This is a genomic window from Kineococcus aurantiacus (genome assembly GCF_013409345.1).
Taxonomy (GTDB): Bacteria; Actinomycetota; Actinomycetes; order Actinomycetales; family Kineococcaceae; genus Kineococcus; species Kineococcus aurantiacus.
The window spans coordinates 4,709,124-4,730,148 of sequence record NZ_JACCBB010000001.1 but is presented as its reverse complement, the minus strand read 5'-3'; the positions used below and the strand labels follow the sequence as shown (position 1 = coordinate 4,730,148).

The following is a 21,025-nucleotide window of genomic DNA, read 5'->3' as shown; positions in this document are numbered from 1 at the left end:
GACTCCGGACCGGTGCGAACGGTCGTGGCGGGAACCGTGGGGGGCACGGTGGTGGGGGTCACCGCCGGCTCAGGCGGCGGCCTGCAGGACGTCGTCGATCATGATCTTCGTGGTGTCGACACCACCGAAGACGATGTACCACGCCACCGGGTCCAGGTACACGACGTGCCCGTTGCGGGCGGCCTTCGTCTGCTTGACGATGTCGTTGTCCAGCACCGCCGCCGCCGGCTGCGCGCCCTGGTCCTGACCGGTGGCGGCGTCGCGGTCGACGACCCACAGGTAGTCCGGGTCGTGCTCGAGGAGGAACTCGAAGGAGACCGGCTCACCGTGCGTGGCGGCTTCCACGTCGGCCACGGCCGGGCGCACGCCGAACGCGTCGTAGATCAGACCACCGCGGGCGTTGCGGCCGCTGGCGTCCTCGCCGGCCGGGGCCTGCGCCGACAGCCGGCCACCGGAAACCATCAGCCCCAGACCGGTGCCCAGCTTCGCGGTCGCCGCCCTGGCCTGCGCCACACCGTCTTCGAGCTCGGTGATGGCCGCGGCCGCCGCATCGGGGGCGTTGAGCACCTCCCCCAGGAAGGTGACGTTGCGTTCGAGGTTCTCGGTGTAGGAACCGCGGGTGCTCAGGTCGACGGTCGGGGCGATCCGGCTGAGGTCGTCGTACAGCCCCGCGGAGCGGCCACCGATGACGATCAGGTCGGGTTGCTGGGCCTCGATGCCCACCAGGTCGGCCTCGAACAGGGTGCCGGCGTTGAACGCGTCGTCGGCCAGGTGGTCGCGCAGGTAGTCGGGCACCGAGTCCAACGGAGCGCCGGCGACCTCCCCGCCGAGAGCACCGATCGTGTCCAGGCTGGCCAGGTCGAACACGACGATCTTCTCCGGGTCCACCGGGACCTCGACCGTGGTCTCCTCGTAGACCGGGTCCTCGTCCTCCCCCGCGGTGTTGCGCTGCCACGTGAACGACGCCGTGGCCGTCTGCGCGGCGTCGCCGTCCGAGGAGGCGGCCTCGGAGGACCCGCCCGAACAGCCGGAGGCGAGCAACGTCGCAGCGGCGATCAGGGCCAGGACAGGGGTGGGACGCAGCGAGGGCATGGGGCGACTCCGGGGTGGATCGGCACGGGAACCGCGCGGACAGCAGCGCGGCGAGAGGCCACGCGTCGGGCTGTCCACGTCGGTCGAGGCTGGAACAGGTGTCATGATCACCTGCTGAAGTGAGCTTAGCCTATCCCAAGTCATCGCCGTATCGGCGAGGTGGCCGCTCGGACGCGGGAGCGCGCGGCGCCGGTGCTCGGGAGCAGCGGACGGAGCTGTCCACACGGCGGCCGACAGGAGTCGTGGTGCCGGACCCGTCCCCCGTCAGTGGCGCGGACAGGGGGTGGGGTCGGGGGTCGGGCCCCGTGCCGGCGGAGCGTCGCGCGGGCACCGGACGGCGCCCAGCACACCCGCGCGAGGTCGGGCTCTCGTGCCGTTGCCCGGGGGACACCGGCCAGCGGGCGGGCCCACCCGATCTGCGGGCGCGGGTCCTCGGCGGCCTCGGCGGAGGTGCCGGTGCGGTCGGCGACCTCGGCCGCAGCGAGCGGTTCGGCACCGCCCGTCGCCCGTCGGCACCGTGAACAGGAGAGGGCCGCCGAGTCCAGGACTCGGCGACCCTCGTGCTGATCGACCCGGCAGTCGCCTCTCGGCGAGTGGCCACTCGAGGTGGCTGAAGGTGAGGCCCGGGGACTTGCAGCAGGTCGACCACCCTCTACAAGGCGGAGTGGCGCGCCGGCATTCCCTCGTGCAGCGCCGCCCGATCGTGCTGCTCCGAGCGTTCAGCACTGCCCGGTGCGCACCGGCAGCTCCTGGTCGTCGTCGCTGACCCGACGCCCACCGGTCCAGACGACCTCGCCACCGGGCCGCGGCGCCTGACTGGTCACCGCCGACCGGCCGGAGTGGTCAGCTGCCCCGCCTCCGCGGCGTCCCACCGCCGATCCGCCGAGGTCGCTCGCACCGACTCAGGACGGCCGACGACCGCGCCGACTCGATCAGTCGGACGGCGGGGGTGACGACGTCCCCGCCGGGGCGCCGGGGGTACCGCTGCGCAGGATCGACGTCATCTTCTTGCCGCGAGCCACCTCGTCGACCAGCTTGTCCATCCACCGGATCTGCTGCATCAAGGGGTCCTCGATCTCCTCGACCCGGTACCCGCAGATCACTCCCGTGATCAGCGCCGCGTTCGGGTTCACGCGCGGCGCCTGCGCGAAGAAGGTCTCCAGGTCGACCTGGCGGGCGATGACGTCAGCCAGACCCGCCTCGTCGTAGCCGGTGAGCCAGCAGATCACTTCATCGACCTCCCTGCGGCTGCGGCCCTTGCGCTCGGCCTTGGCCACGTAGTGCGGGTAGACGCTGGCCACGGCAGTGCTGAAGATCCGGTGTCGTGCCACGACGGGCCTCCTGACCTCTCCTGCGGGCCGGCACCCCTGCACGTCCTGGCCCCTGCGCGCGGAGGCTAGTGCGCAGCTCGGACAGACACCCGACCCCACCCGTGCTGAGACCCGTGCTGAGTTCAGGGCACCCCGCACCCGGACAGGGACGGCAGTGACGGGTACCTGCACGATCAGACCGGCGGCTCCACCGCGTGAGGCGACCTGGTGGGGGGCGCGCCCGCACCAGGTCGCCCACGCCGGGGGCGTCCGCTCAGGGGCGGCCCGCCTCCGCGGGTTCGTCCGCCGGCAGGCTCGGGGCGCCGCGACCGGCGCGCAGGTTCAGCGCGAGGACCACCGCCCCGACGGCCAGCCAGGCGAAGCCGCCGATCTTGGCGGCCGCGTCGGCGTTGAGCAGCACGTACCCGATGATGAGGAACCCCAGCACCGGGGCGACGAGGTGCAGGAGGTAGTTGCGCGAACGCCCCCGCACCAGGTGGTGGACGACCACCGAGACGTGCAGCAGGCAGAAGCCGAACAGGGCGCCGAAGTTCACCAGCGACGAGATCAGCCCGATCTGCCCGACGAAGAACAGCACCAGGACCAGGGTCAGCCCGGTGACGACGAGGGTCGCCGCCATCGGCACCTGCCGGGCGCTGACGCGCGACAGGAACGCGGGCAGCTGCCGGTCGCGGCTCATCGAGAACAGCAGGCGCGAGGTGGCGGCCTGCGCGGCCATGGCGTTGGCGATGCCCACGGCCACGACGTTGACGACGAGGAAGGCGGTCTTCCAGCCGGAGCTCGACGCGGCCTCGACGAGGTCGAAGAACGCGTTGCCGGCGGCGTCGGCGCCGAAGGAGTCCCGTCCCGCCGCGAGCAGGCTGGCCAGCCAGGTCTGGACGACGAAGAGGAACGCGACGACGAACAGGGCGATGAGCATCGCGCGCCCGGCGGGGTTCTTGCGCCCGGTGGTCTCCTCGGCCAGGGTCGAGATGCCGTCGAAGCCGAGGAAGCTGAGCACGGCGATGGACAGCGCCGAGGCGATGAGCGGGCCGCTGACCTCCGAGGAGTTCCAGAACGGCGTCGCGCCCCACTCGGCGCCGGGGATCGTGCCACCGTTCAGCGCGGTCGCGGCGATGATCACGAACGCGACGACGAAGACGATCTCGATGGCCAGGAACACCCGGTTGGCCAGCTTGAGGGAGCTGATGCCCAGCAGGTTCACGACGGTGTTGATCGCCACGAACACCAGCGCCCACACCCACCGCGGGCTGCCGGGGAAGATGCCGACCATCGACTCGGCGGCGAACACGTACAGCAGCGTGGGGATGAGCAGGTAGTCCAGCAGGATCGCCCAGCCGGCGAAGAACCCCAGCGCGGGGTGGACGCCGCGGCCGACGTAGGAGAACACCGAGCCGGCCAGCGGGAACGCCTTCGCCATCTGCCCGTAGGCGAGAGCGGTGAACACCATCGCCACCAGACCGATGAGGTAGACGAGGGGGACCATCCCGCGGGCGCTGTCGTAGACGGTCCCGAAGATCGCCCACGGGGCGATGGGGACCATGAAGACCAGGCCGTAGACGAGCAGGTCGAGGGTGGAGACGGAACGCTTGAGCTCCTGCTGGTAGCCGAAGGACTCCAGGGTGCGCTGCTGGTCGCTCATCGCGGTTCTCCGGGGGTCTCGGCGGTGTCGTCGTGGCGGGCGAGGAAGGCCGCGACGACCGCGCGGAACTCCTCGGGCTGCTCGAGGTGGGTGCAGTGGCTGGCGCCGGGGAAGACGTGGCTGGTGACGTCGGGGATCCGCTCGACGAACGGGGCCCAGGTGGCGGGGGTGGCCTCGTCGAACTCGCCGGCGACGACGAGGGTGGGCACCTCGACCGCGGGCAGCCGGTCGACGATGCTCCAGTCGCGCAGGGTGCCGACGACGTGGAACTCGTTGGGCCCGTTCATGGTGTGGTAGACGGTCGGTTCCGCCTCCATCTGGGCCTCGCTGGCGGCGAAGTCGGGGTGGGTCGGGGTGACCCGGCTGACGTGGCGGGCGTAGAACACCCCGGTCGCGGCCAGGTACTCCGGGTCGGTCGTCGTGCCGGCGGCCTCGTGGCGCTCCAGCGCGTCGCGGACGTCGTCGGGGAGTTCGGCCCGCAGCTGCGCGGCGCCCTCCACCCACAGCTGCATCGACGCCGGGGAGTTGCAGATGGCCAGCGAGACCAGGGACGCCGGGCGGCGCACGGCGATCTCGGCCCCCAGCATCCCGCCCCAGGACTGGCCCAGGACGTGGCAGCGCTCGATCCCCAGGCCGGCCAGGACGGCGTGGAACTCGTCGACGAACAGCTGCGGGGTCCAGAACTCCGCGGGCGCGTCGGGCAGGTGGGTGCTGCGCCCGCAGCCGAGCTGGTCGTAGTGGACGACGGTGCGCCCGGTCTCCTCCGCCAGGGCGGCGAGGTTGGCGACGTAGTCGTGGGCCATGCCCGGTCCGCCGTGCAGGACGACGAGCGGCAGGGCGCCGGGGCGGGGGTCGGTGGGGGTGGTGACCTGCACCCAGGTCTCGTGGCCGAGGACCGGCAGGGTGCGGGACTCGACGGTGGTGGTCGCGACGGGCATGGCGAGAGCATGCTGAGCGGAAAGGTCCCGCACAAGACCATTGGCGGGAATTAACCTGGGGGAAACGGTGGGAGGGTGACGGGGTGAGGCAGACGGACGTGGAACGGGCGCGGGCGGGGACGCGGACGGGTGCTCCCGCCGAGCCCGACAGCCCCCGCGTGGCCGCGGTGCTCGAACGCCTCGTCACGGCCATCGCCACCGGGCAGTACCTGCCCGGCTCCCGGCTGCCCCCCGAGCGAGACCTCGCCGCCGCCCTCGGCGCGGGGCGGATGACGGTCCGCGCGGCGCTGGCGCACCTGGCCCGGCGCGGGCTCATCGAGACCCGCCGCGGCCGCACCGGCGGTTCCTTCGTCGTCCAGCAGTGGCCGGAGTCCTCCACCGCAATCGTCGGGCGCACCCTGTCGGCGACCTACGCGCAGCTGCGCGACCTGTGCGAGGCCATCGCCCGCCTGCACGGGGCCGTCTGCCGGGCCGCGGCCGAGTCCCGCTCCCCCGCCGACCTGGCGCGCATCCAGGACGCGCTGGAGGTGTACGCCGGCGCGGAGTCCGGCCTGGCCTCGCAGCAGGCCGACAGCGCCCTGCACCTGGCGATCATCGACGCCGCGCACAACGACACCCTCCGCCGGGTGCTGGCCGACCTCGAGGGCCAGCTCAGCATCGGCGCCCCCGCGCACCTGTGGGGGGCGCCGGAGGGCATGCGGGCCATGGAGGTCCGGGCGCTGCGCGAGCACCGCGAGCTCGTCGCCGCGATCGCCGGGCAGCGGGCGGACGACGCCGAGCGGATCGCCCGGGCCCACGTCGCCATCGACCTGGAGCTGCTGACCGCGGCTCTGGCCCGCACCGGCGTCCTGCCGGCCCCCGCCCGGTGACCGCGGGCCCCGGCCGCCCGGGGGTCACCGCCGCCGGGCGTGACGCCACCGCCGGGGTGCGGGCGCCCGTCCCGGGGAACTCGTGCCCGCGGCCTCCCGCGAGCGCTGGTGGCACGGGGACCGGCGCCGTGGCCGGTGGAGGCGGGGCGTCGACCCCCTGCGCAACGCCTGCTCCCTCGGGCCGTCTCCCGGGGGAGTCAGGGTTTAGAGGGACTGCCCGCCGGACAGTTCGATGCGGGTCCCGGTGGCCCAGCCCAGCCCGTCGGACAGCAGGGCGGGGACGGCCGCGCCGATGTCGTCCGGTTCGCCGACCCGCCCCAGGGCGATGGCTCCGGCCACGGCGCGGTTGACGTCGGCGTCGTCGCGCACCACGCCGCCGCCGAAGTCGGTGGCGATCGCCCCCGGCACCAGGGTGTTGACGCGGATGCCGCGCCCGCCCAGTTCGGCGGCCTGGTAGCGGGTCAGCACCTCCACCGCGCCCTTGGCCGCGGCGTAGGCGGCGTAGCCGGGACCGGTGAAGCGGGCCAGGCCGGAGGAGACGTTCAGGATCCGCCCGCCGGTCGTCATCATCGGCAGCAGCGCCTGGGTCAGCAGGAAGGGGGCGCTGACGTGCACGCGCAGCATCTGCTCCAGCTGCTGCGCGCTGGTCTCGGTGTAGGGGGCGTGGACGCCGTAGCCGGCGAAGTGGACGACGGCGTGCAGGTGCTCGACGTCCCAGCCGTTCAGCGCCTCGGTGACGGCGGCGGTGAAGGCGTCGAACGTCGAGGCGTCGGCGACGTCGAGCTGCAGGGCGACGGCGGGGACGCCGGAGGCGGTGACCTCGGCGACCATCGCCTCGGCCTCGGCCCGGTTGGACTGGTAGGTGCCGATGACGCCGACGCCGGCTCGCGCCAGGTGGCGGGCCGCGCTGCGGCCCAGGCCGCGGCTGGCGCCGGTGATGAGGACGATCTGCTGGGGAGCCATGGGAGGACCTCTCGTGGGGCGGTGACGTTCGCTGGTGGTGCGAGTGCTGGTCAGGTGCTGCTGGATCAGCGTGGGCCCGGTCCGGCCGGACGTGGGCGTACGGCTGTGCCCCGGACCGGCAGTACGGGGCTACCGGCACCTGGAGGCACCACACTGGCGGTCGTGAACTCCGGGGACCGTCAGGCGCTGGCCGCCTTCCTGCGCCACCGCCGTGAACAGCTGCAGCCCTCCGACGTGGGGCTGGTCGCCGGGGCCCGGCGCCGCGCCCCCGGTCTGCGCCGGGACGAGGTGGCGGTACTGGCGGCCATCTCCACCGACCACTACGAACGCATCGAGCAGGCCCGCGGAGCGCGCCCGTCGGCGGAGGTGCTGGGCGCGATCGCGCGGGCGCTGCGCCTGACGCTGGACGAGCGCGACCACGTCCACCGCCTCGCCGGGCAGGCGCCGCCGGCCCGGCACCGCTCCCAGGGCTACGCCGACGCCGGCCTCATGTGCGTGCTGGACGCCCTGGCCCCGCACGTCCCGGCGCTCATCACCGACGACGTCAGCACGGTCGTGGCGCAGAACCGGCTCAACGTCGCCCTCCTGGGCCCGCTGGCCGGCGAGCGGGGGCTGCGCCGCTCGTTCGTCTACCGCTGGTTCACCGACCCCGCCCTGCGCTCGCGGTACGCCCCGGAGCAGCACGAGCAGCTGGGCCGGGAGTACGTCGCGGACCTGCGCGTCACCAGCGGTGCACGTCCCGACGACCCGGACGTGCGGGCCCTGGTGGACGCCCTGACCGCCGAGAGCGCGGAGTTCCGCCGCACCTGGGCGCGGCAGGAGGTCCTGCCGCTGCGCGCCACCCGCAAGGTGCTGCACCACCCCGAGGTGGGCCGCCTGGAACTGCAGTGCGACGTCGTGGTGAGCCCGCCGTCCGGTCAGAGCCTGGTGCTGTTCCGCCCCCAGCCGGGCACCGGTACCGCCGAGCGCCTGCAGCTGCTCGGGGTCGTCGGCGTGCAGGACCTCGCGCCGGCCGCCGGGGCCTGAGGGTTCCGCCCACGGTCCTGGCGTGACGGCCCGGCGCCTTCGCCGTAGGTTCGGGACGTGGACGACCGGAGCGGGCAGCCCGAGAACTCCTGGCCCGACGAGGAGGGGCCGGGGGACCCGGACGGGCGGGGTCCGCTGGTGTGGGTGTCCTGGTCGCTCGTCGCGAGCGCGGTCGCCAGCGCGGTGGTCCTGGCCGAGGTGTTCCGGCGCTCGCTGACCGGCGCCTCGGACACGAGCTACTTCGGCAGCTACGTCTCGGAGGAGACGCTGCGCAGCCGGATCGACTTCACCTTCTCCGTGCGGTTCCGCCTGCTGTGGGCGACGGTGCCGGTGCCGGAGGTCCTGCTGGCCTCCTCGCTGGTGCTCGTGGCGCTGGCGGCCCTGGTCGCGGCGGGACGGCCCAGCTGGCTCGTGCCCTCCCGCTGGGCCGGCCGGGCCGCTGCGGGGGCGGCGCTGCTGACAGCGGTGGAGAGCGCGCTGTGCCTGGTGATGCTCTTCGACCTGACCGACGAACCGCCCAGCGAGCCGTTCGGGAACCTGCAGCTGACCTACGTCCTGCCGAACACCGGGGGGTTCCCCCAGATCGCCCCCGTCCTGGCGCTGCTGGTGGTGACCGTGGTGCTGCCGCTGGCCGCGGCCCTCGTGCTGTGGCGGGTGCGGGACCTGCGACCCGACACCGCCGGCACCGGCCCCACTGCCGGTCCGGTCCCGGTGGACCCGGCGCCGACCGGTCCCGCGAGCGGGATGCTGCCCGGGGCGACGGGCGAGACGGTTCCCCGGACGGCCCCCGGCGCGGCCCGTGACGAGGCCCCCGGCGCGGCCCGTGACGAGGCCCCCGACGCGGCCCGCGACCGGGCGACCGGGGAGGCACCGGCCGATCCGGTCCACGCGCTGCCCAAGCTCTCGGCCGAGCAGCTCGAGGCGTACCGCCGTCCTCAGGCGTGAGGCCGACGCGCTCGTCCCGGCCCGGTCCGCCCCCCACGGGCTCACGGTGACGCAGCCCACGATCCGCCGGGCACACCCGGGTGGGTCGTGGAGCGGACTCCGAGGGGCGCAGGGTGCCCCGCCGGTGGTGCACCGACGGGGCGCCCTCGGTCGTCAGGAGGAGAGGACGTCCTGCTCGGCCACCGCCCACCACATCTCGTGCAGGTCGTGGTAACGGCTCCCGGGCTCGGTCCTGCCCTCCCAGGGCTTGTCGATGATGTAGTGGATGTTCTTCACCCGGGCCGCGTCCCACAGCGCGGGGTGCTGGTGCGGAAGCGTCTTGAGCGCGTTGTAGACGTACGGCACCGGACGCCACCGGCCGTGGAAGAACTCGTTGAGGAAGTCCTGCTCGGCGAACTGGTAGCGCGCGAGGTCGGTCAGGCCCTCCAGACGGGCGATCATGGTCTCGAAGACCGCGCGGTCCGGCTCCACGACGAGGAAACCGCCGTTGAAGTAGTTGTCGACCACGTCCGGTTCCTCGGTGTGGTCGATGCCGCGGCAGTGCGTGTAGAAGCAGTTCTCCGGCTTCCAGGACGCGGGGTAGCTGGGGATGCGGTTGGGGTTGCAACGGCACGCGTGGCAGGCGGCGAGACCGCCGTCGGGCAGCTCCAGGGAGAACAACTCGTCCATGTTCGCCACGACGAGCATGTCGGCGTCGAGGACGACGAGGCGTTCGAACTCGGTCAAGCCCCACGAACCCAGCTTGCTCCACACCTCGGCGAACCGGGCGTTGGCGTAGCGGGCCTCGAGCCGGCTGTCCGGTCGCAGCGTCGGGACCTCCCGGACCAGGCACCCCTCGTCGAGGAGCGCCTGGCGGTCGGAGGCGTCGATGTCCGGGGTGACCATCACCACGAGGGGGTACGAGGTGCCGGAACGGCGCAGCGAGGCGTTCAGCACCCGCACACCCACCAGGTAGTCGGGCTGGGTCAGCAGCGTCGCCCACGCCTTCATCGGTGCACTCCTCGGTCGGGCTGGATCGGTCGGCGGGAAGGGTGGTCCGGGCAGGTGGTCCGGACGGGTCACTCGAACAGGCCGTCGGCGAACGCGTTGGCGAACCGGTGCGTCGGGTCCAACTCGTCGCGCACGCGACGGAAGTCGTCCCACCTCGGGTACAGGGCCCGCCAGTCGTAGAGCGGTGCCTCGAAGTACTTGCCCCAGTGCGGCCGCCCGCCCTGCACGGCCAGCACCTCCTCCACCGCGCGGAGGAACTCCATCCCGCCCTCGGACAGGGTCCCGTCCTCGGCGTAGTACACGACGAAGCCGAAGTACACCGTCTCCTGCCCGTGCGACGGACTGAGCCAGGCGGTCGACGGTCCGGTGCAGCGCAGGATGATCGGGTAGTGCATGTGCGGGCGGGTCCGGGCGTGCCACTCCTTCAGGGCCGCGACGACCTCGCCGGCCCGCTCCAGCGGGACGCCGATCTCCACGTTGATCTGCGGGGTGGCGATGCCGCGGCAGAACACCTGGTAGACGTCACCCGTCACGTCGGTGAAGTCCTTGAAGCGCTTCACCGTCCGGTACGGCTTGCTGTCGGTGTCCGTCAGCCGGGTGTCACCGCGCATGTTCGCCAGGGCGGCCTCGACCGTGCGGTTCATGGCGTCGCTGGCGCTCCCGCGCTCCACGAGGCGTCGGCCACCGCCCTCGTACTCGCGCCGCTCCTCCTCGTCCGCCTCCCGCGCCGTCCAGACGTGAACCAGGTCCTCGTCGGGGAACCACCACGCCTTGGTGAGGGCGCTGTCGCGGTTCCAGGCCGGCAGCCGGGTCCCGAGGTCCCCGGCGCTGACCGCCTCCTTGGCGCAGGTGTAGACGAGTGACGGCACGGTGCGCAGGGTCACCGCGCTGACGGCACCCAGGAGCCCGAGACCGAGCTGGACGGCCGGGAACGAGGGGTGGTCGCGGTCGAACTCGGCGACGGACCCGTCGGCGAGCACCAGCCGCGCGTCGAGCACCGCGTCCCCGATCGAGGACTGGCGCAGTCCCTGCCCGTGCGTCCCGGTCGCCAAGGCACCGGCGAGGGTCTGGGAGGCGATGACCCCGGGTGAGGAGGGCAGCATGCGACCCATCGCCGTCAGCACGTCGTACACCTCCTGCAGCGGCGTACCCCCGGCGAACGTGACGCTGTCCTCACCCGTCGTCAGCAGACCGCGCAAACCGGTGGTGTCCAGGAGGCGGTCACCTGCGCCGGCGAGTTCCAGCATCCTGCCGGCGGACATGCGGGACCCGGTCAACCGGACCCGGCCGGTGCTCGAGGCGATCGCCTCGCGCAGTTGGGCTTCGGTGGTCGGCCTCACGACAGCCGCCGACGGCGCGATGACGGAGTTCCGGGCCCAGTTCCAGATTCTCTGCCCGTCGTCGGTCGAGGTGCTGCGACGCGGGTAGGGAGCGACGGAGGTGCTCATCGACGACTCCTGCGGTCCAGGTTTCCTGAGGGCGGGAGACCGCCCGAGTTCCTCGGGGAACCTAACCCCCTCGGATCGGGGCAGCTCGACGGGTACCTGGAAAGTGGCGCACGTCTCACCCAGACCCGCCCGATCGCCGTGCGTCCGTCCTCCCCCTCGGCTATGAACAGCGAGTGAGGAATCCCGACAACAGGGTCCAACCGCGGGCCCTGATCTCCGACCGCGACGGGACGGACGTGCACGGCGTCCCCCACGACGGCGATCCCCGACCGGTCCACCTCGTCGACGGGGCGACCGGTCCCTGCACCCGGTCGGTGCCCGTACCGGGCCCGCGCACCCCCGCAGAACCCGCCGGGGTCCCCGACCTCGCCGCGGCGCTGGGCCACCTGACGGCCGCGCGGTGAGCGGTCCGCGCATCCTCGCCGTCCGGCTCGACAGCGACGGCGACGTGCTCATGACCGGCCCCGCCATCGCCGCGCTGCGGCACGGGCCCGACGGAACGGCCGCCTCCCGCGTCGACGTCCTCGCCGCACCCCCCGGCGCCGCAGCCGCCCGACTCCTGCCCGGGGTCGACGACGTGCTCGTCGCCGACGTCCCGTGGTCGGGGTACCACCCGCCCGCTCCGGACGCTCCCGCGCTGCGGGCGCTCGTGGACGTCGTCCGCGAGGGTCGCTACGACGAGGTGGTGGTCTTCACCTCCTACCACCAGAGCGCCCTGCCGATGGCCCTGCTGGCCCGTATGGCCGAGGTGCCGCGCGTGGTCGCGGCCTGCGACGACTACCCCGGGAGCCTGCTCGACGTGCGTCACAAGCGTCCCGGGAACCCGGACGGGACGGGCGGGGAGCACGAGGTGATCGCGAACCTCGGACTGGTCCTCGCCTCCGGGCGGGCGATCCCCGACGACCCGCGGATGGCGCTGCGCCACCCCCTGCCGGACCTGCCCGCGGACCTGGTCGAGGAACTGGGTGCGGACCTGGCCGCGAAGCGCTGCGTCGTCGTCCACCCCGGGGCCTCCGTCCCGGCGCGGGCGCCGCTCCCGACGGTGGCCGCGGCCGCCGTGGCGGCCCTGGACGCGGCGGGGTGGCGGGTCGTGGTCACCGGTGGCCCCGGCGAGGTCGAGCTGGCCGCGCAGGTGCGCGCCGGCGCACCGCGCGTCGTCGACGCCTCGGGCCGCACCACGTTCGGTCAGCTCGCCACCCTGCTGGCGGCGTCCGCCGTCGCGGTGGTCGGCAACACCGGACCCGCGCACCTCGCGGCCGCGGTCGGGACCCCCGTCGCGAGCTGGTTCTCCGCGGTCATGCCCGTCGAGCGCTGGGCCCCCTTCGGCGTGCCGGTCGTGGTCCTCGGCGACCTGTCCGCGCCGTGCCGCCTGACCCGGGCGCAGGTCTGCCCCGTCCCGGGCCACCCCTGCCTCGACGTCTCCCCGCAACGGGTCGTCGACGCCGTCGCGGCGCTGGCCGCGGGACGGGTCCCGGTGCCGCCGCCGGCCGCACCGCTCGACCCGCGGGCCGACGTCCGCGCCGGCGCGGAGCAGGCGCTGTGACCGCCCCGGCCGGACGACGCAGCAGGACCCGACAGCAGGAGGAGCAGGAGTGAACGACCCCACACCGGACCGGCCCGCGCAGCGGTGGCTGACCGGGCACGAACCCCAGGTCGCCGAAGCGGTGTCGAGCCTGACCGCCCAGGGCGAGGTGCTGGACGGCTGGGCCGCCCGGCTGGCCCGCGTGTTCGAGCGCGGGGGCCGCCTGCTGGCCGCGGGCAACGGCGGCAGCGCCGCGGAGGCCCAGCACCTGACCGCGGAACTGGTGGGCCGCTTCGAGGGCGAGCGGCGACCGCTGTCGGCGATCGCGCTGCACGCGGACACCTCCACCACGACCGCCATCGGCAACGACTACGGCGGGGAGGAGGTCTTCGCCCGCCAGGTCGAGGCGCACGGCCGGCCCGGTGACGTGCTGGTGCTGCTGTCCACTTCCGGCCGCAGCGCCAACGTCGTGCGGGCCGCGCAGCGCGCCCGCCGCCACGGGCTGCACGTGCTGGCCCTGACCGGACCGGCGCGCAGCCCGCTGTCGGAGGCCAGCGACGAGACCGTGTTCGTCGGGGTGGAGGGGTCGTCGACCTCCGCCGTGCAGGAGGGGCACCTCGTCGCGGTGCACGCCCTGTGCGCCGCGGTCGACGCGCACCTGCGTCGCGACGTCGTCCCCACCCGCATCCCCTCGCCGGCGACCCCGGAGCGGACGACCCCGCCGGCCCCGGCCCGGCCGCCGCGCGCCGCGGGAGCGCGCCACGTCGTCGTCGTCGGCGACAGCGTCCTGGACCGCGACCTCCTGGGGCGCAGCGACCGCATCGCCCCGGACGCCCCGGTGCCCGTCGTGGACCTCACCGAACGGCAGGAGAGCCCCGGCGGCGCCGGCCTGACGGCCCTGCTCGTGGCCGCCGGCGGCGCGGGAACCAGCGGCACCCGCACCACGCTGGTCACCCCGCTGGCTGACGACGAGGCCGGCCGGCGCCTGCGCACGAGCCTGGAGGGCGCTGCGGCCCCGGTCGCCCTCGTCGGGCTGGGGCACCGCGGCGCCACCCGCACCAAGACCCGCGTCCGGGTCTCGGGGCAGTCCCTGGTCCGGCTGGACGAAGGGGGCCCGGCGACGCCGGAGGACGTGGACGCCGCCGCCCTCGCCGCGGTCCTCGCCGACGCCGACGTCGTGCTCGTCAGCGACTACGGCGCCGGGACGACCCACGACCCGGTGGTCCGCGCGGCCCTGGCCGAGGCCGCCCGCCGGGTACCGGTCGTGTGGGACCCGCACCCGCGCGGCGGGCAGCCGGTCCCCGGCTGCGCGCTCGTCACCCCGAACCTGCCCGAAGCGCGCGCGGCGGCCGGGTCGTCCGCCCCGACGACGCCTGACGACCTGGCCGAGCACCTCGCCTCCCGCTGGGGCGTGCAGGGCGTCGTGGTGACGACCGGGGCGCAGGGGGCGTGGCTGGCCGCGCCGGGCACCGAGGCGCTCTTCGTCCCGGCCCCCGCGGTGGCCGTCGGCGACCCCTGCGGCGCCGGTGACCGGTTCGCGGCCTCCGCCGCCCTGGCGCTGGCCGCCGGGCGGGTTCCCTCCGACGCCGTCGTGACGGCGGTCGCAGACGCGTCGGCGTGGGTCGCGGCCGGTGGAGCCGCCGGGTGGCGCGGGGCCCAGCACCGTGTCGTGGACGGACCGCCCGTCGCCGAACCCGACGGCGACGCAGTGGCCCGGGTGCGTGCGGCCGGGGGGACGGTCGTGGCGACCGGTGGGTGCTTCGACGTGCTGCACGCCGGGCACGTCGCGTGCCTGGAAGCGGCCCGCCGGCTCGGTGACGCCCTCGTGGTGCTGCTGAACTCCGACGCCTCGGTCCGCCGGCTGAAGGGTCCCGGCCGCCCCGTCAACGACCAGGCCGACCGGGCCCGGGTCCTCGCCGCCCTGGACTGCGTGGACGCCGTGGTCGTCTTCGACGAGGACGATCCCCGGACCGCCCTGGAGACGCTGCGCCCGGACGTGTGGGCCAAGGGCGGTGACTACGGCGGCGCCGAACTGCTCGAGGCCCCGCTGGTGCGCAGCTGGGGCGGACGGGTGGTGCTGCTCCCCTACCTCGCGGGCCGGTCCACCACCCTCACGCTGGCCCGTGGCGCCGCCCCGGCGGAAGGGCCGCCCACCGTCCGCTGACGCCCACGAACCCCCTCGGTCGTCGATCGCGGAGCGACGCGCCTCGCCCGAACCCGGAACCCCGAACCCGCCGGGTGTGGCGCCGTCGTCCGGTCGGCGTCCGGCAGGGCGAGCGCTCCCCGACTCGCGGGGTGAGGAGCGCACCCCTGCCCCCCCGAGCCGGGGACGCTCGCCGTCGTCGACGTGGGCCGGGGGCCCCGGCTCAGGATTGCGCTCCGCGCGCACGTCAGGTAGCCAGGTCCGGTGAAGACATCGCGAGCAGTGCTCGACGTGGCGACGGGTCTGCTGGCGGGCTGGGTGGGCCTGCAGGCGAAGGCCAAGGCCGAATCCACCCTGCAGGCCTGGGGTGAGCGGATCCTGCCGCCAGAACCCGGCCAGAAGGAACTCCCCGGGGCCGACCCCGCCGGTCACGGCGACCGCATGCCCCCCTCGGTGCTCTACCGGCGCCTGGTCGACCTGCGCGGCGGGGACGGGGACGCCCTGGAGGGCGACGACCTGGAGGCGGGTGCCGTGTGGCTCCACCGCGCTCTGGCCTACGGCTACCCCGTCGTCTACTCCCTGGTGTCCCGGCCGCTGCCGCTGGTCCGCGCCGGCGCCGGGACCCTCGGCGGCGCCGCGTTGTTCGCCACCTTCCACGGCACGCTGCTGCCGGCGACGGGCGTGCAGGCCCGGCTGTCGGAACTGCCGAAGGCGTGGTGGGTCTGGGAGGGCGGGTCGCACCTGGTGTTCGGGATCGCCGTCGACGCGGTCGTGGGGACGGTCCGCCGCCTCACCGGCGAAGGGCACCGGTGAGGCGGGCAGGTCCAGCGGGTCACCGCTGACGAGGCACACGCGCACAGCGCGGGGTGAGGCGCTGTAGCACAGGCGTCTCGAGGCGACCGTCCCGGGGACCAGCGGTCGGGTCGCAGGGCACGCCCTGGGCCACACCGACCGGTTCGGGCAGCAGCAGTTCGACGTTCCGGTCCGCCACGCCGCCCCGCGGTCCATCGATCGAACTGTCGGGGCGAGCGTTCCCCTGCGGGTCGTCGGCGACCAGTTCCCGGGACGACGGGGCCAGCACCGCGGACGAATCGAGCGAACCGTTCCACGTCGCCGCCGGGGTGTCGAAGTGCGCCGCGACGACCTCGGCGCGCCTCACCAGTCGCCGGTCACGAGACCGTCGTGGTCGCCGTGCACCGCGTACCGGGGCAGCCGCAGGCCGACCGGGCTGAAGGGTCTGATCGCGGCGGCCGGCAAGCCCGGGACCACGGGGAAACCCGCGGCGCGGTGGACGTCCGTACCGCCGGTGGCGCCCGCCGGGGTTTCCCCGGGTGCCAGTGGGAGGGGTCGTAGGTGCCGGGTCGCCCGTCCGCGATCCCCTCGAAGCGGAGTCGGAGGTGCGGTCCAGCAACTCGAACCGCGCCGGGGCTGCGTGTCCTGGACGTGGATGTCGGTGGACTGCACGAACGCGGCCAGCATCCGGGGGGGGCGTGCGCGCGCCGGCGCGGCGGGACCGCCGAGGTCGGTGCGCAGGACGTACCGCTCCCCTGCGCTCACGACGTGCTGCCGGTGGCCCATCGCGTCCGGCGCGCCCCGCAGCGGTGTGCGGGCCGAGGCCGTCCCCGCGGGCTCGACCGGGCCACCGCGGCCGGAGCCGTCGCGATCACCGCGCCCACACCCAGCACGCCCCTGCGGTTGAGTCCTCGGCCGCGTCCGTCGACCGCCGTGTCCGCGCCACCCTCCACCGCACCGTCGTCCCGGCCCGGTGGGACGACCTGGACGATCCGCCGGCCCCGACCGTGGAGCGCCGCCACGGCCGGACGGTGACCGCGGCGCGAACACCGGCCGCAGGCCACGAGGGAGCCCGGGCCTCGACCCCGGCGCCGGGTACCCGTCGGGTGGTCACGGCACCTCGTGCGCTCACGCACCCCGCCCTGGACCGAGCTGGCCATCGCCTCGGGCCCGCACTGCCCGGGCCCGGACCTGCCGGCGGTTCCCGATCAACAGCTGCGGCAGGTGAGTGACTCGATCGTGCCGCAGACGTCGCCGCGGCGCGGCACCTCTCGTGGTCGACGCGGCTCAGGTGATCGGTGCCAGAGCGACGCTGACAGAGGGGGTGCAGAGCGCCTCGACCGGCGGCTGTTCCTCCGATCACCGCCCCGGTCCCGGTTCCCCGACGCCCGCAGCACGTGGGGGTACCGTTCAGCGGCACCGGAGGGCACACTACGGAGGACCGCCGGATCACCGGAGGTCCCCACCCACCTCGGGAGCTCAAGACCATGGGCGAGTTGCGCAACGAACCGGTCGTGTCGGGCCGGGAGTACTCCGTCGACGAGGTGCACGGACACCCCGCCACCGAGCTCGAGGACTTCGAGGGCAAGACCTCCTTCCGCGCCACCTACGGAACTCACCAGCACGACGTCGTCGGGGTCGGTACGGTCGAGGACGAGAAGGCAGTGGTTCACGAGAAGCAGGGCGACGACGGCGGGGGCCGCGACGTGCGTGTCTGGCAGGTCACGCCGACGACGGAGGGGTTCGCCGCCGAGCACGTCCCCAACGCCTGAGACGCCGGGACGTCGATCCGAAACCCTCCTGACGGAGGGGAGCGACCAGTCCTCGACGGGCCGTCCCGGGACACCGCCCGCTCCGACCCGGCACGGGGTGGTCGTCCACTGCGAGCGCCACGGCAGGCACCGGGGCGGCACCGGGACCGGTGCCGACGGTGAGCCGCTGCCTCGTTCCACGGCACCCGCTCCCTCGATCCACCGTCCCACCAGGACCTGCTGCGAACACGTGCGGTCGCGGCGTGAGCCGGGACGTCGGCGACCCGCGGTCCGGCCGACGGGCGGGTGTCCGGCGCCCGGTGCCCACCGGCGCCACGGCCCGGGACCTCGTCCGCCGGGTGACGCGGCTCCTCGCGGTGGCGGGGACCGAGCACCGCCTCCTCGGTGACCGACGAGACGGTGGGTCCCCCGTCGGCCGTCGGTGACGCCCCGGTTCGGCGCTGTCGCGCGAACCGGAGGAGCACGCCGGCGATGAACACGCTCGCCGCGACGACGGCGCTCACCGGTACCTCGACCGTGCCGTCCGGCACCGTCCGCTCGGCGACGGTGGTGGGTGCACCGGCGACAGCGGACGATCCTCACCCAGCAGGCACCGTCGCCCTGGTCGACGGGCGTGCTCGCCGAGGTGGTCGCGCTCACCGCCCGCGCCGCGCAGCTCGTCCGACACTCCCGTGCCCACCGGGTCCAGCGCGAGGCGGCGGCAGGAGTCGGCCGAGTCGGCCACGACCTCGGTCCACAGCAGCGACGAGCCGGCGTCGCCGACCAGCTGCGCGTCGTGAAGTGTCCATCCGCTGATCGCGCCCCGTTCACCTGTCGGCGATCAACGGGTCACGCCCGGCGCGATGATGGCCTCACAGCTTCCTCACCGGTCGCTGCCACCTACTCCTCACTCGCCCAGGAGCACCCGTGACGACCTCTTCCCTGCGCCGCCTCGCCCTGGTCGGCGTCGCGACGCTGGTTGCCGGCGCGCTGAGCGCGGCGGCCCACCCCACCGGCACCAGCGCCGGAGCCAACCGGGGAGGTCCTGCCGGGCCGCCGCCGGTGCAGGTGCAACTGCTGGCGCTGAACGACTTCCACGGCAACCTGGAGGCTCCCTCCGGTTCCGGCGGGCGCATCCAGACCGGCGTCAACCCCGACGGCAGCGCCGTCACCGTCGACGCCGGTGGGGTGGAGTACCTGGCCACCCAGCTGCGGGAGCTCGCCGCGCAGCAGAAGAAGCAGAACACCATCACCGTGGCCGCCGGTGACCTCATCGGCGCCTCCCCGCTGCTGTCGGCCGCCTTCCACGACGAGCCCAGCATCGAGGCCCTGGGCCTGGCGGGGTTGGACTACGCCAGCGTCGGGAACCACGAGTTCGACGAGGGAGCGTCGGAGCTGCTGCGCATCCAGAACGGCGGGTGCCACCCCGTCGACGGCTGCGCCGACGGCACCCCCTACGCCGGTGCGGACTTCCAGTACCTCTCCGCCAACGCCTTCGTCACCGAGACGGGTGAGCCGCTGCTGGCCCCCTACGCGATCCACCAGGTGCAGGGCGTGAAGGTCGGCTTCATCGGCATGACCCTGGAAGGCACCGAGGACATCGTCAGCCAGCAGGGTGTGGCCGGTCTCGACTTCGCCGACGAGATCGCCACCGCCAACCGCTACGCCGACGAGCTGCGGGCCCAGGGCGTGGAGTCCATCGTGGTGCTGCTGCACCAGGGCGGGCAGCAGACCGGTCCGCAGGCGTGGGACGTCAACGGCTGCCACGGCCTGACCGGACCGATCGTCGACATCGCCGAGGGCATGAGCGAGGCCATCGACGTCGTCGTCAGCGGCCACACCCACCAGGCCTACAACTGCGAGATCGACGGCAAGCTGGTCACCTCCGCCAGCTCCGCCGGGCGGCTGGTCACCGACATCGACCTGGCCATCGACCGGCGCAGCGGTGACGTCACCTCCGCGGCGGCCGACAACGTCGTCGTCACCCGCGACGTGCCGAAGGACCGCGCGCAGACCGCGCTGATCGAGCGCTACCGCACCGCGCTGGGCCCCATCGCCACCGCCGAGGTCGGCACCGCCGCCCAGGACCTCACCCGCACCCAGGAACAGCTGTTCCCCACCGGCACCTCCTCCACCGGCGCCCCCGTCTTCGCCCTCGGGGAATCGGCGCTGGGCAACGTGATCGCCGATGCGCAGTTGGCCGCCACCGACGACGAGCAGGGCGCGGTGGCCGCCCTCATGAACCCCGGCGGGGTGCGCGCGGACCTCGCCGCGGGACCGGTGACCTACGAGGAGGCCTTCACCGTGCAGCCCTTCGCCAACAACCTCGTCACCCTCGACGTGACCGGCGCGCAACTGCAGTGCCTGCTGGAGCAGCAGTTCCAGGTCGGGCGGACCCTGTACCCCTCGGCCACCCTGAACTACACCGTCGACGGCGGCGGCACGACCGCCGCCACCGGCGCGGACCCCTGCACCGGCAGCCGCGTGGTCGACGACACGGTCACCATCGCCGGGCAGCCGGTCACCGACGCAGCCACCTACCGCATCACCGTCAACAACTTCCTCGCCGGCGGTGGGGACGGTTTCAGCGTGCTGACCGGCGCCACCGACGCGGTGACCGGTCCCATCGACCTGGACGCCTTCACGGCCTACCTCGGCGCCCGTTCTCCCCTCAGCGCACCGGCCCTGGATCGCATCAGCACCCGGGGCTGACCGGCGACGGTCGTCCCACGCGCCGACCGGGTGGACCCGGTCGGGCCGAGCCGTTCGACTGGCTCGGCCCGGCCGGGTTCGGGTGACCAGCCCGATCCGACACGGCTGTTCGGGACAGCCCTGTGCAGAGAGGTCGGGGCCCTCCTCTGCCCGCCACGCCCTCCACCTGCTCCGCCCGTCCACCCACCTCACCCGACCCGGTGCGAACCGTCGGTGCCTCACCGGTTCGCACCGGGGCACCGGCGGCCGGCGACGCACCACGGCGGCCCACCCCGGCACGGTCAGGCGCTGCGGCGTTCGCCCTCCAGCACCCGCACGAGAGGTCCGGGTTGCTCGTACAGGGCGTCGTAGCCCTCGGGGACGGCGACCGTCCCCACCGCGAGCACCGCCACCCCGGCCATCTGCAGGTCCAGCGCCACGTCCGGGGGCAGGAAGTCGTCCACGTCCAGCTCCAGCAGGCGCTGACGGGTCGTCTCGTCCACCTGCCGCCACCAGGCCGCGGTCAACGCCTCCTGCGTGCCGCCGGGCTGAGGGCTGACCGAGCCCGGCGGTCGGTGAGGAGCCTGCCGGGTGGACGTCCCCTCACCGCCGGCCTCGGCTCCAGCGGCCGGTCCGACAGCAGCGGTGGGAGCGACCACCCGGGCGGTGGTGGTCCTGTCCGTGGTCGGCCTGCCGTTGGCGCGGCTCGCGGGGACCCGGGGGGACGTCGCCGCCTCGCACGTCGAGGTCGCGGCGGTGGACAGCCGCTGAGGCACCCGGCGGTGGCGCGAAGAGCCCCACTCGCGCTCCGCGCCGCGGCAGGAGCTGGTGCAGGCGGTGTGGCGGGCGGCGTGGCGGGTGAGGTGCCGTGCGGGTCGGGGC

The 21,025-nt window shown here is 74.4% G+C and carries 19 protein-coding genes; 10 read left to right on the top strand and 9 right to left on the bottom strand.

Annotation, left to right across the window (positions count from 1 at the left end; translation table 11 throughout):
* Positions 1-69: 69 nt before the first annotated feature.
* The 4 genes from BJ968_RS22485 to BJ968_RS22470 all read right to left on the bottom strand — a co-directional run bounded on the left by BJ968_RS22485 (position 70) and on the right by BJ968_RS22470 (position 5,003).
* Complete coding sequence (locus BJ968_RS22485) at positions 70-1,092, bottom strand: siderophore ABC transporter substrate-binding protein (protein WP_179755653.1); 1,023 nt, start codon at positions 1,090-1,092, stop codon at positions 70-72.
* A 932-nt stretch (positions 1,093-2,024) separates the two neighbouring features.
* Entirely contained in the window at positions 2,025-2,423 is a 399-nt protein-coding gene (locus tag BJ968_RS22480; RefSeq protein WP_179755651.1) for a DUF2200 family protein, read from the bottom strand.
* Between the two features lie 253 nt (positions 2,424-2,676).
* A complete protein-coding gene (locus BJ968_RS22475) occupies positions 2,677-4,065 on the bottom strand; it encodes an APC family permease (protein ID WP_179755649.1) in 1,389 nt (462 codons plus the stop codon).
* Positions 4,062-5,003, bottom strand: coding sequence for a proline iminopeptidase-family hydrolase (locus BJ968_RS22470; protein WP_179755647.1), 942 nt, complete (start codon positions 5,001-5,003; stop codon positions 4,062-4,064). The genes BJ968_RS22475 and BJ968_RS22470 overlap by 4 nt, the downstream gene beginning before the upstream one ends.
* Before the next feature lie 83 nt (positions 5,004-5,086).
* Here BJ968_RS22470 and BJ968_RS22465 point away from each other — a divergent pair, with 83 nt between their 5' ends.
* Positions 5,087-5,872: a FadR/GntR family transcriptional regulator gene (locus tag BJ968_RS22465; protein WP_425491549.1), complete on the top strand. Its 786-nt coding sequence runs from the start codon at positions 5,087-5,089 to the stop codon at positions 5,870-5,872.
* A gap of 204 nt (positions 5,873-6,076) precedes the next feature.
* Here the strand turns inward: BJ968_RS22465 and BJ968_RS22460 are convergent, their stop codons facing one another.
* Positions 6,077-6,835, bottom strand: coding sequence for an SDR family NAD(P)-dependent oxidoreductase (locus BJ968_RS22460; protein WP_179755645.1), 759 nt, complete (start codon positions 6,833-6,835; stop codon positions 6,077-6,079).
* A gap of 162 nt (positions 6,836-6,997) precedes the next feature.
* On the opposite strand from BJ968_RS22460, the gene BJ968_RS22455 reads away from it, so the two are divergent.
* On the top strand, positions 6,998-7,861 hold the full coding sequence (locus tag BJ968_RS22455) for an MmyB family transcriptional regulator (protein ID WP_179755643.1): 864 nt from the start codon (positions 6,998-7,000) through the stop codon (positions 7,859-7,861).
* A 57-nt stretch (positions 7,862-7,918) separates the two neighbouring features.
* Entirely contained in the window at positions 7,919-8,806 is an 888-nt protein-coding gene (locus tag BJ968_RS22450; protein ID WP_179755641.1) for a hypothetical protein, read from the top strand.
* Positions 8,807-8,959: 153 nt separating this feature from the next.
* Here the strand turns inward: BJ968_RS22450 and BJ968_RS22445 are convergent, their stop codons facing one another.
* Both BJ968_RS22445 and BJ968_RS22440 read right to left on the bottom strand, forming a co-directional pair.
* Positions 8,960-9,796, bottom strand: coding sequence for a glycosyltransferase family 8 protein (locus BJ968_RS22445; protein ID WP_179755639.1), 837 nt, complete (start codon positions 9,794-9,796; stop codon positions 8,960-8,962).
* A 68-nt stretch (positions 9,797-9,864) separates the two neighbouring features.
* A complete protein-coding gene (locus BJ968_RS22440; RefSeq protein ID WP_179755637.1) occupies positions 9,865-11,244 on the bottom strand; it encodes a D-arabinono-1,4-lactone oxidase in 1,380 nt (459 codons plus the stop codon).
* A 173-nt stretch (positions 11,245-11,417) separates the two neighbouring features.
* Between BJ968_RS22440 and BJ968_RS22435 the strand changes: the two genes are divergently transcribed.
* The 4 genes from BJ968_RS22435 (at position 11,418) to BJ968_RS22410 (ending at position 15,722) form a co-directional block, all read left to right on the top strand.
* Positions 11,418-11,648: a hypothetical protein gene (locus BJ968_RS22435; RefSeq protein WP_179755635.1), complete on the top strand. Its 231-nt coding sequence runs from the start codon at positions 11,418-11,420 to the stop codon at positions 11,646-11,648.
* The gene (locus BJ968_RS27065) at positions 11,645-12,787 is read left to right on the top strand and encodes a glycosyltransferase family 9 protein (protein ID WP_218885247.1); all 1,143 of its coding nucleotides are present in this window, start codon (positions 11,645-11,647) and stop codon (positions 12,785-12,787) included. The genes BJ968_RS22435 and BJ968_RS27065 overlap by 4 nt, the downstream gene beginning before the upstream one ends.
* Before the next feature lie 49 nt (positions 12,788-12,836).
* Positions 12,837-14,930 (top strand): PfkB family carbohydrate kinase, encoded by a 2,094-nt coding sequence (locus tag BJ968_RS22415; RefSeq protein WP_218885246.1) that lies wholly within the window; start codon positions 12,837-12,839, stop codon positions 14,928-14,930.
* A 243-nt stretch (positions 14,931-15,173) separates the two neighbouring features.
* The gene (locus BJ968_RS22410; RefSeq protein ID WP_179755633.1) at positions 15,174-15,722 is read left to right on the top strand and encodes a hypothetical protein; all 549 of its coding nucleotides are present in this window, start codon (positions 15,174-15,176) and stop codon (positions 15,720-15,722) included.
* Between the two features lie 19 nt (positions 15,723-15,741).
* On the opposite strand, the gene BJ968_RS22405 is transcribed toward BJ968_RS22410, so the two are convergent.
* Positions 15,742-16,068, bottom strand: a complete 327-nt coding sequence (locus BJ968_RS22405) for a hypothetical protein (protein ID WP_179755631.1) — start codon at positions 16,066-16,068, stop codon at positions 15,742-15,744.
* Between the two features lie 1,129 nt (positions 16,069-17,197).
* On the opposite strand from BJ968_RS22405, the gene BJ968_RS22400 reads away from it, so the two are divergent.
* Together BJ968_RS22400 and BJ968_RS22395 are read left to right on the top strand one after the other, a co-directional pair.
* The gene (locus BJ968_RS22400; RefSeq protein ID WP_179755629.1) at positions 17,198-17,473 is read left to right on the top strand and encodes a hypothetical protein; all 276 of its coding nucleotides are present in this window, start codon (positions 17,198-17,200) and stop codon (positions 17,471-17,473) included.
* Positions 17,474-18,379: 906 nt separating this feature from the next.
* On the top strand, positions 18,380-20,164 hold the full coding sequence (locus BJ968_RS22395; protein ID WP_425491548.1) for a bifunctional metallophosphatase/5'-nucleotidase: 1,785 nt from the start codon (positions 18,380-18,382) through the stop codon (positions 20,162-20,164).
* A gap of 281 nt (positions 20,165-20,445) precedes the next feature.
* Here the strand turns inward: BJ968_RS22395 and BJ968_RS22390 are convergent, their stop codons facing one another.
* On the bottom strand, positions 20,446-20,646 hold the full coding sequence (locus BJ968_RS22390) for a hypothetical protein (protein ID WP_179755627.1): 201 nt from the start codon (positions 20,644-20,646) through the stop codon (positions 20,446-20,448).
* Between the two features lie 142 nt (positions 20,647-20,788).
* On the opposite strand from BJ968_RS22390, the gene BJ968_RS26075 reads away from it, so the two are divergent.
* Complete coding sequence (locus BJ968_RS26075; RefSeq protein WP_281372766.1) at positions 20,789-20,914, top strand: hypothetical protein; 126 nt, start codon at positions 20,789-20,791, stop codon at positions 20,912-20,914.
* Positions 20,915-21,025: the final 111 nt, after the last annotated feature.

Bases quoted from the DNA above. Each gene is read 5' to 3' on its own strand.
- BJ968_RS22445 (WP_179755639.1), bottom strand. From the start codon at position 9,796: ATGAAGGCGTGGGCGACGCTGCTGACCCAGCCCGACTACCTGGTGGGT.
- BJ968_RS22475 (WP_179755649.1), bottom strand. From the start codon at position 4,065: ATGAGCGACCAGCAGCGCACCCTGGAGTCCTTCGGCTACCAGCAGGAG.
- BJ968_RS22470 (WP_179755647.1), bottom strand. From the start codon at position 5,003: ATGCCCGTCGCGACCACCACCGTCGAGTCCCGCACCCTGCCGGTCCTC.
- BJ968_RS22485 (WP_179755653.1), bottom strand. From the start codon at position 1,092: ATGCCCTCGCTGCGTCCCACCCCTGTCCTGGCCCTGATCGCCGCTGCG.
- BJ968_RS22440 (WP_179755637.1), bottom strand. From the start codon at position 11,244: ATGAGCACCTCCGTCGCTCCCTACCCGCGTCGCAGCACCTCGACCGAC.
- BJ968_RS22460 (WP_179755645.1), bottom strand. From the start codon at position 6,835: ATGGCTCCCCAGCAGATCGTCCTCATCACCGGCGCCAGCCGCGGCCTG.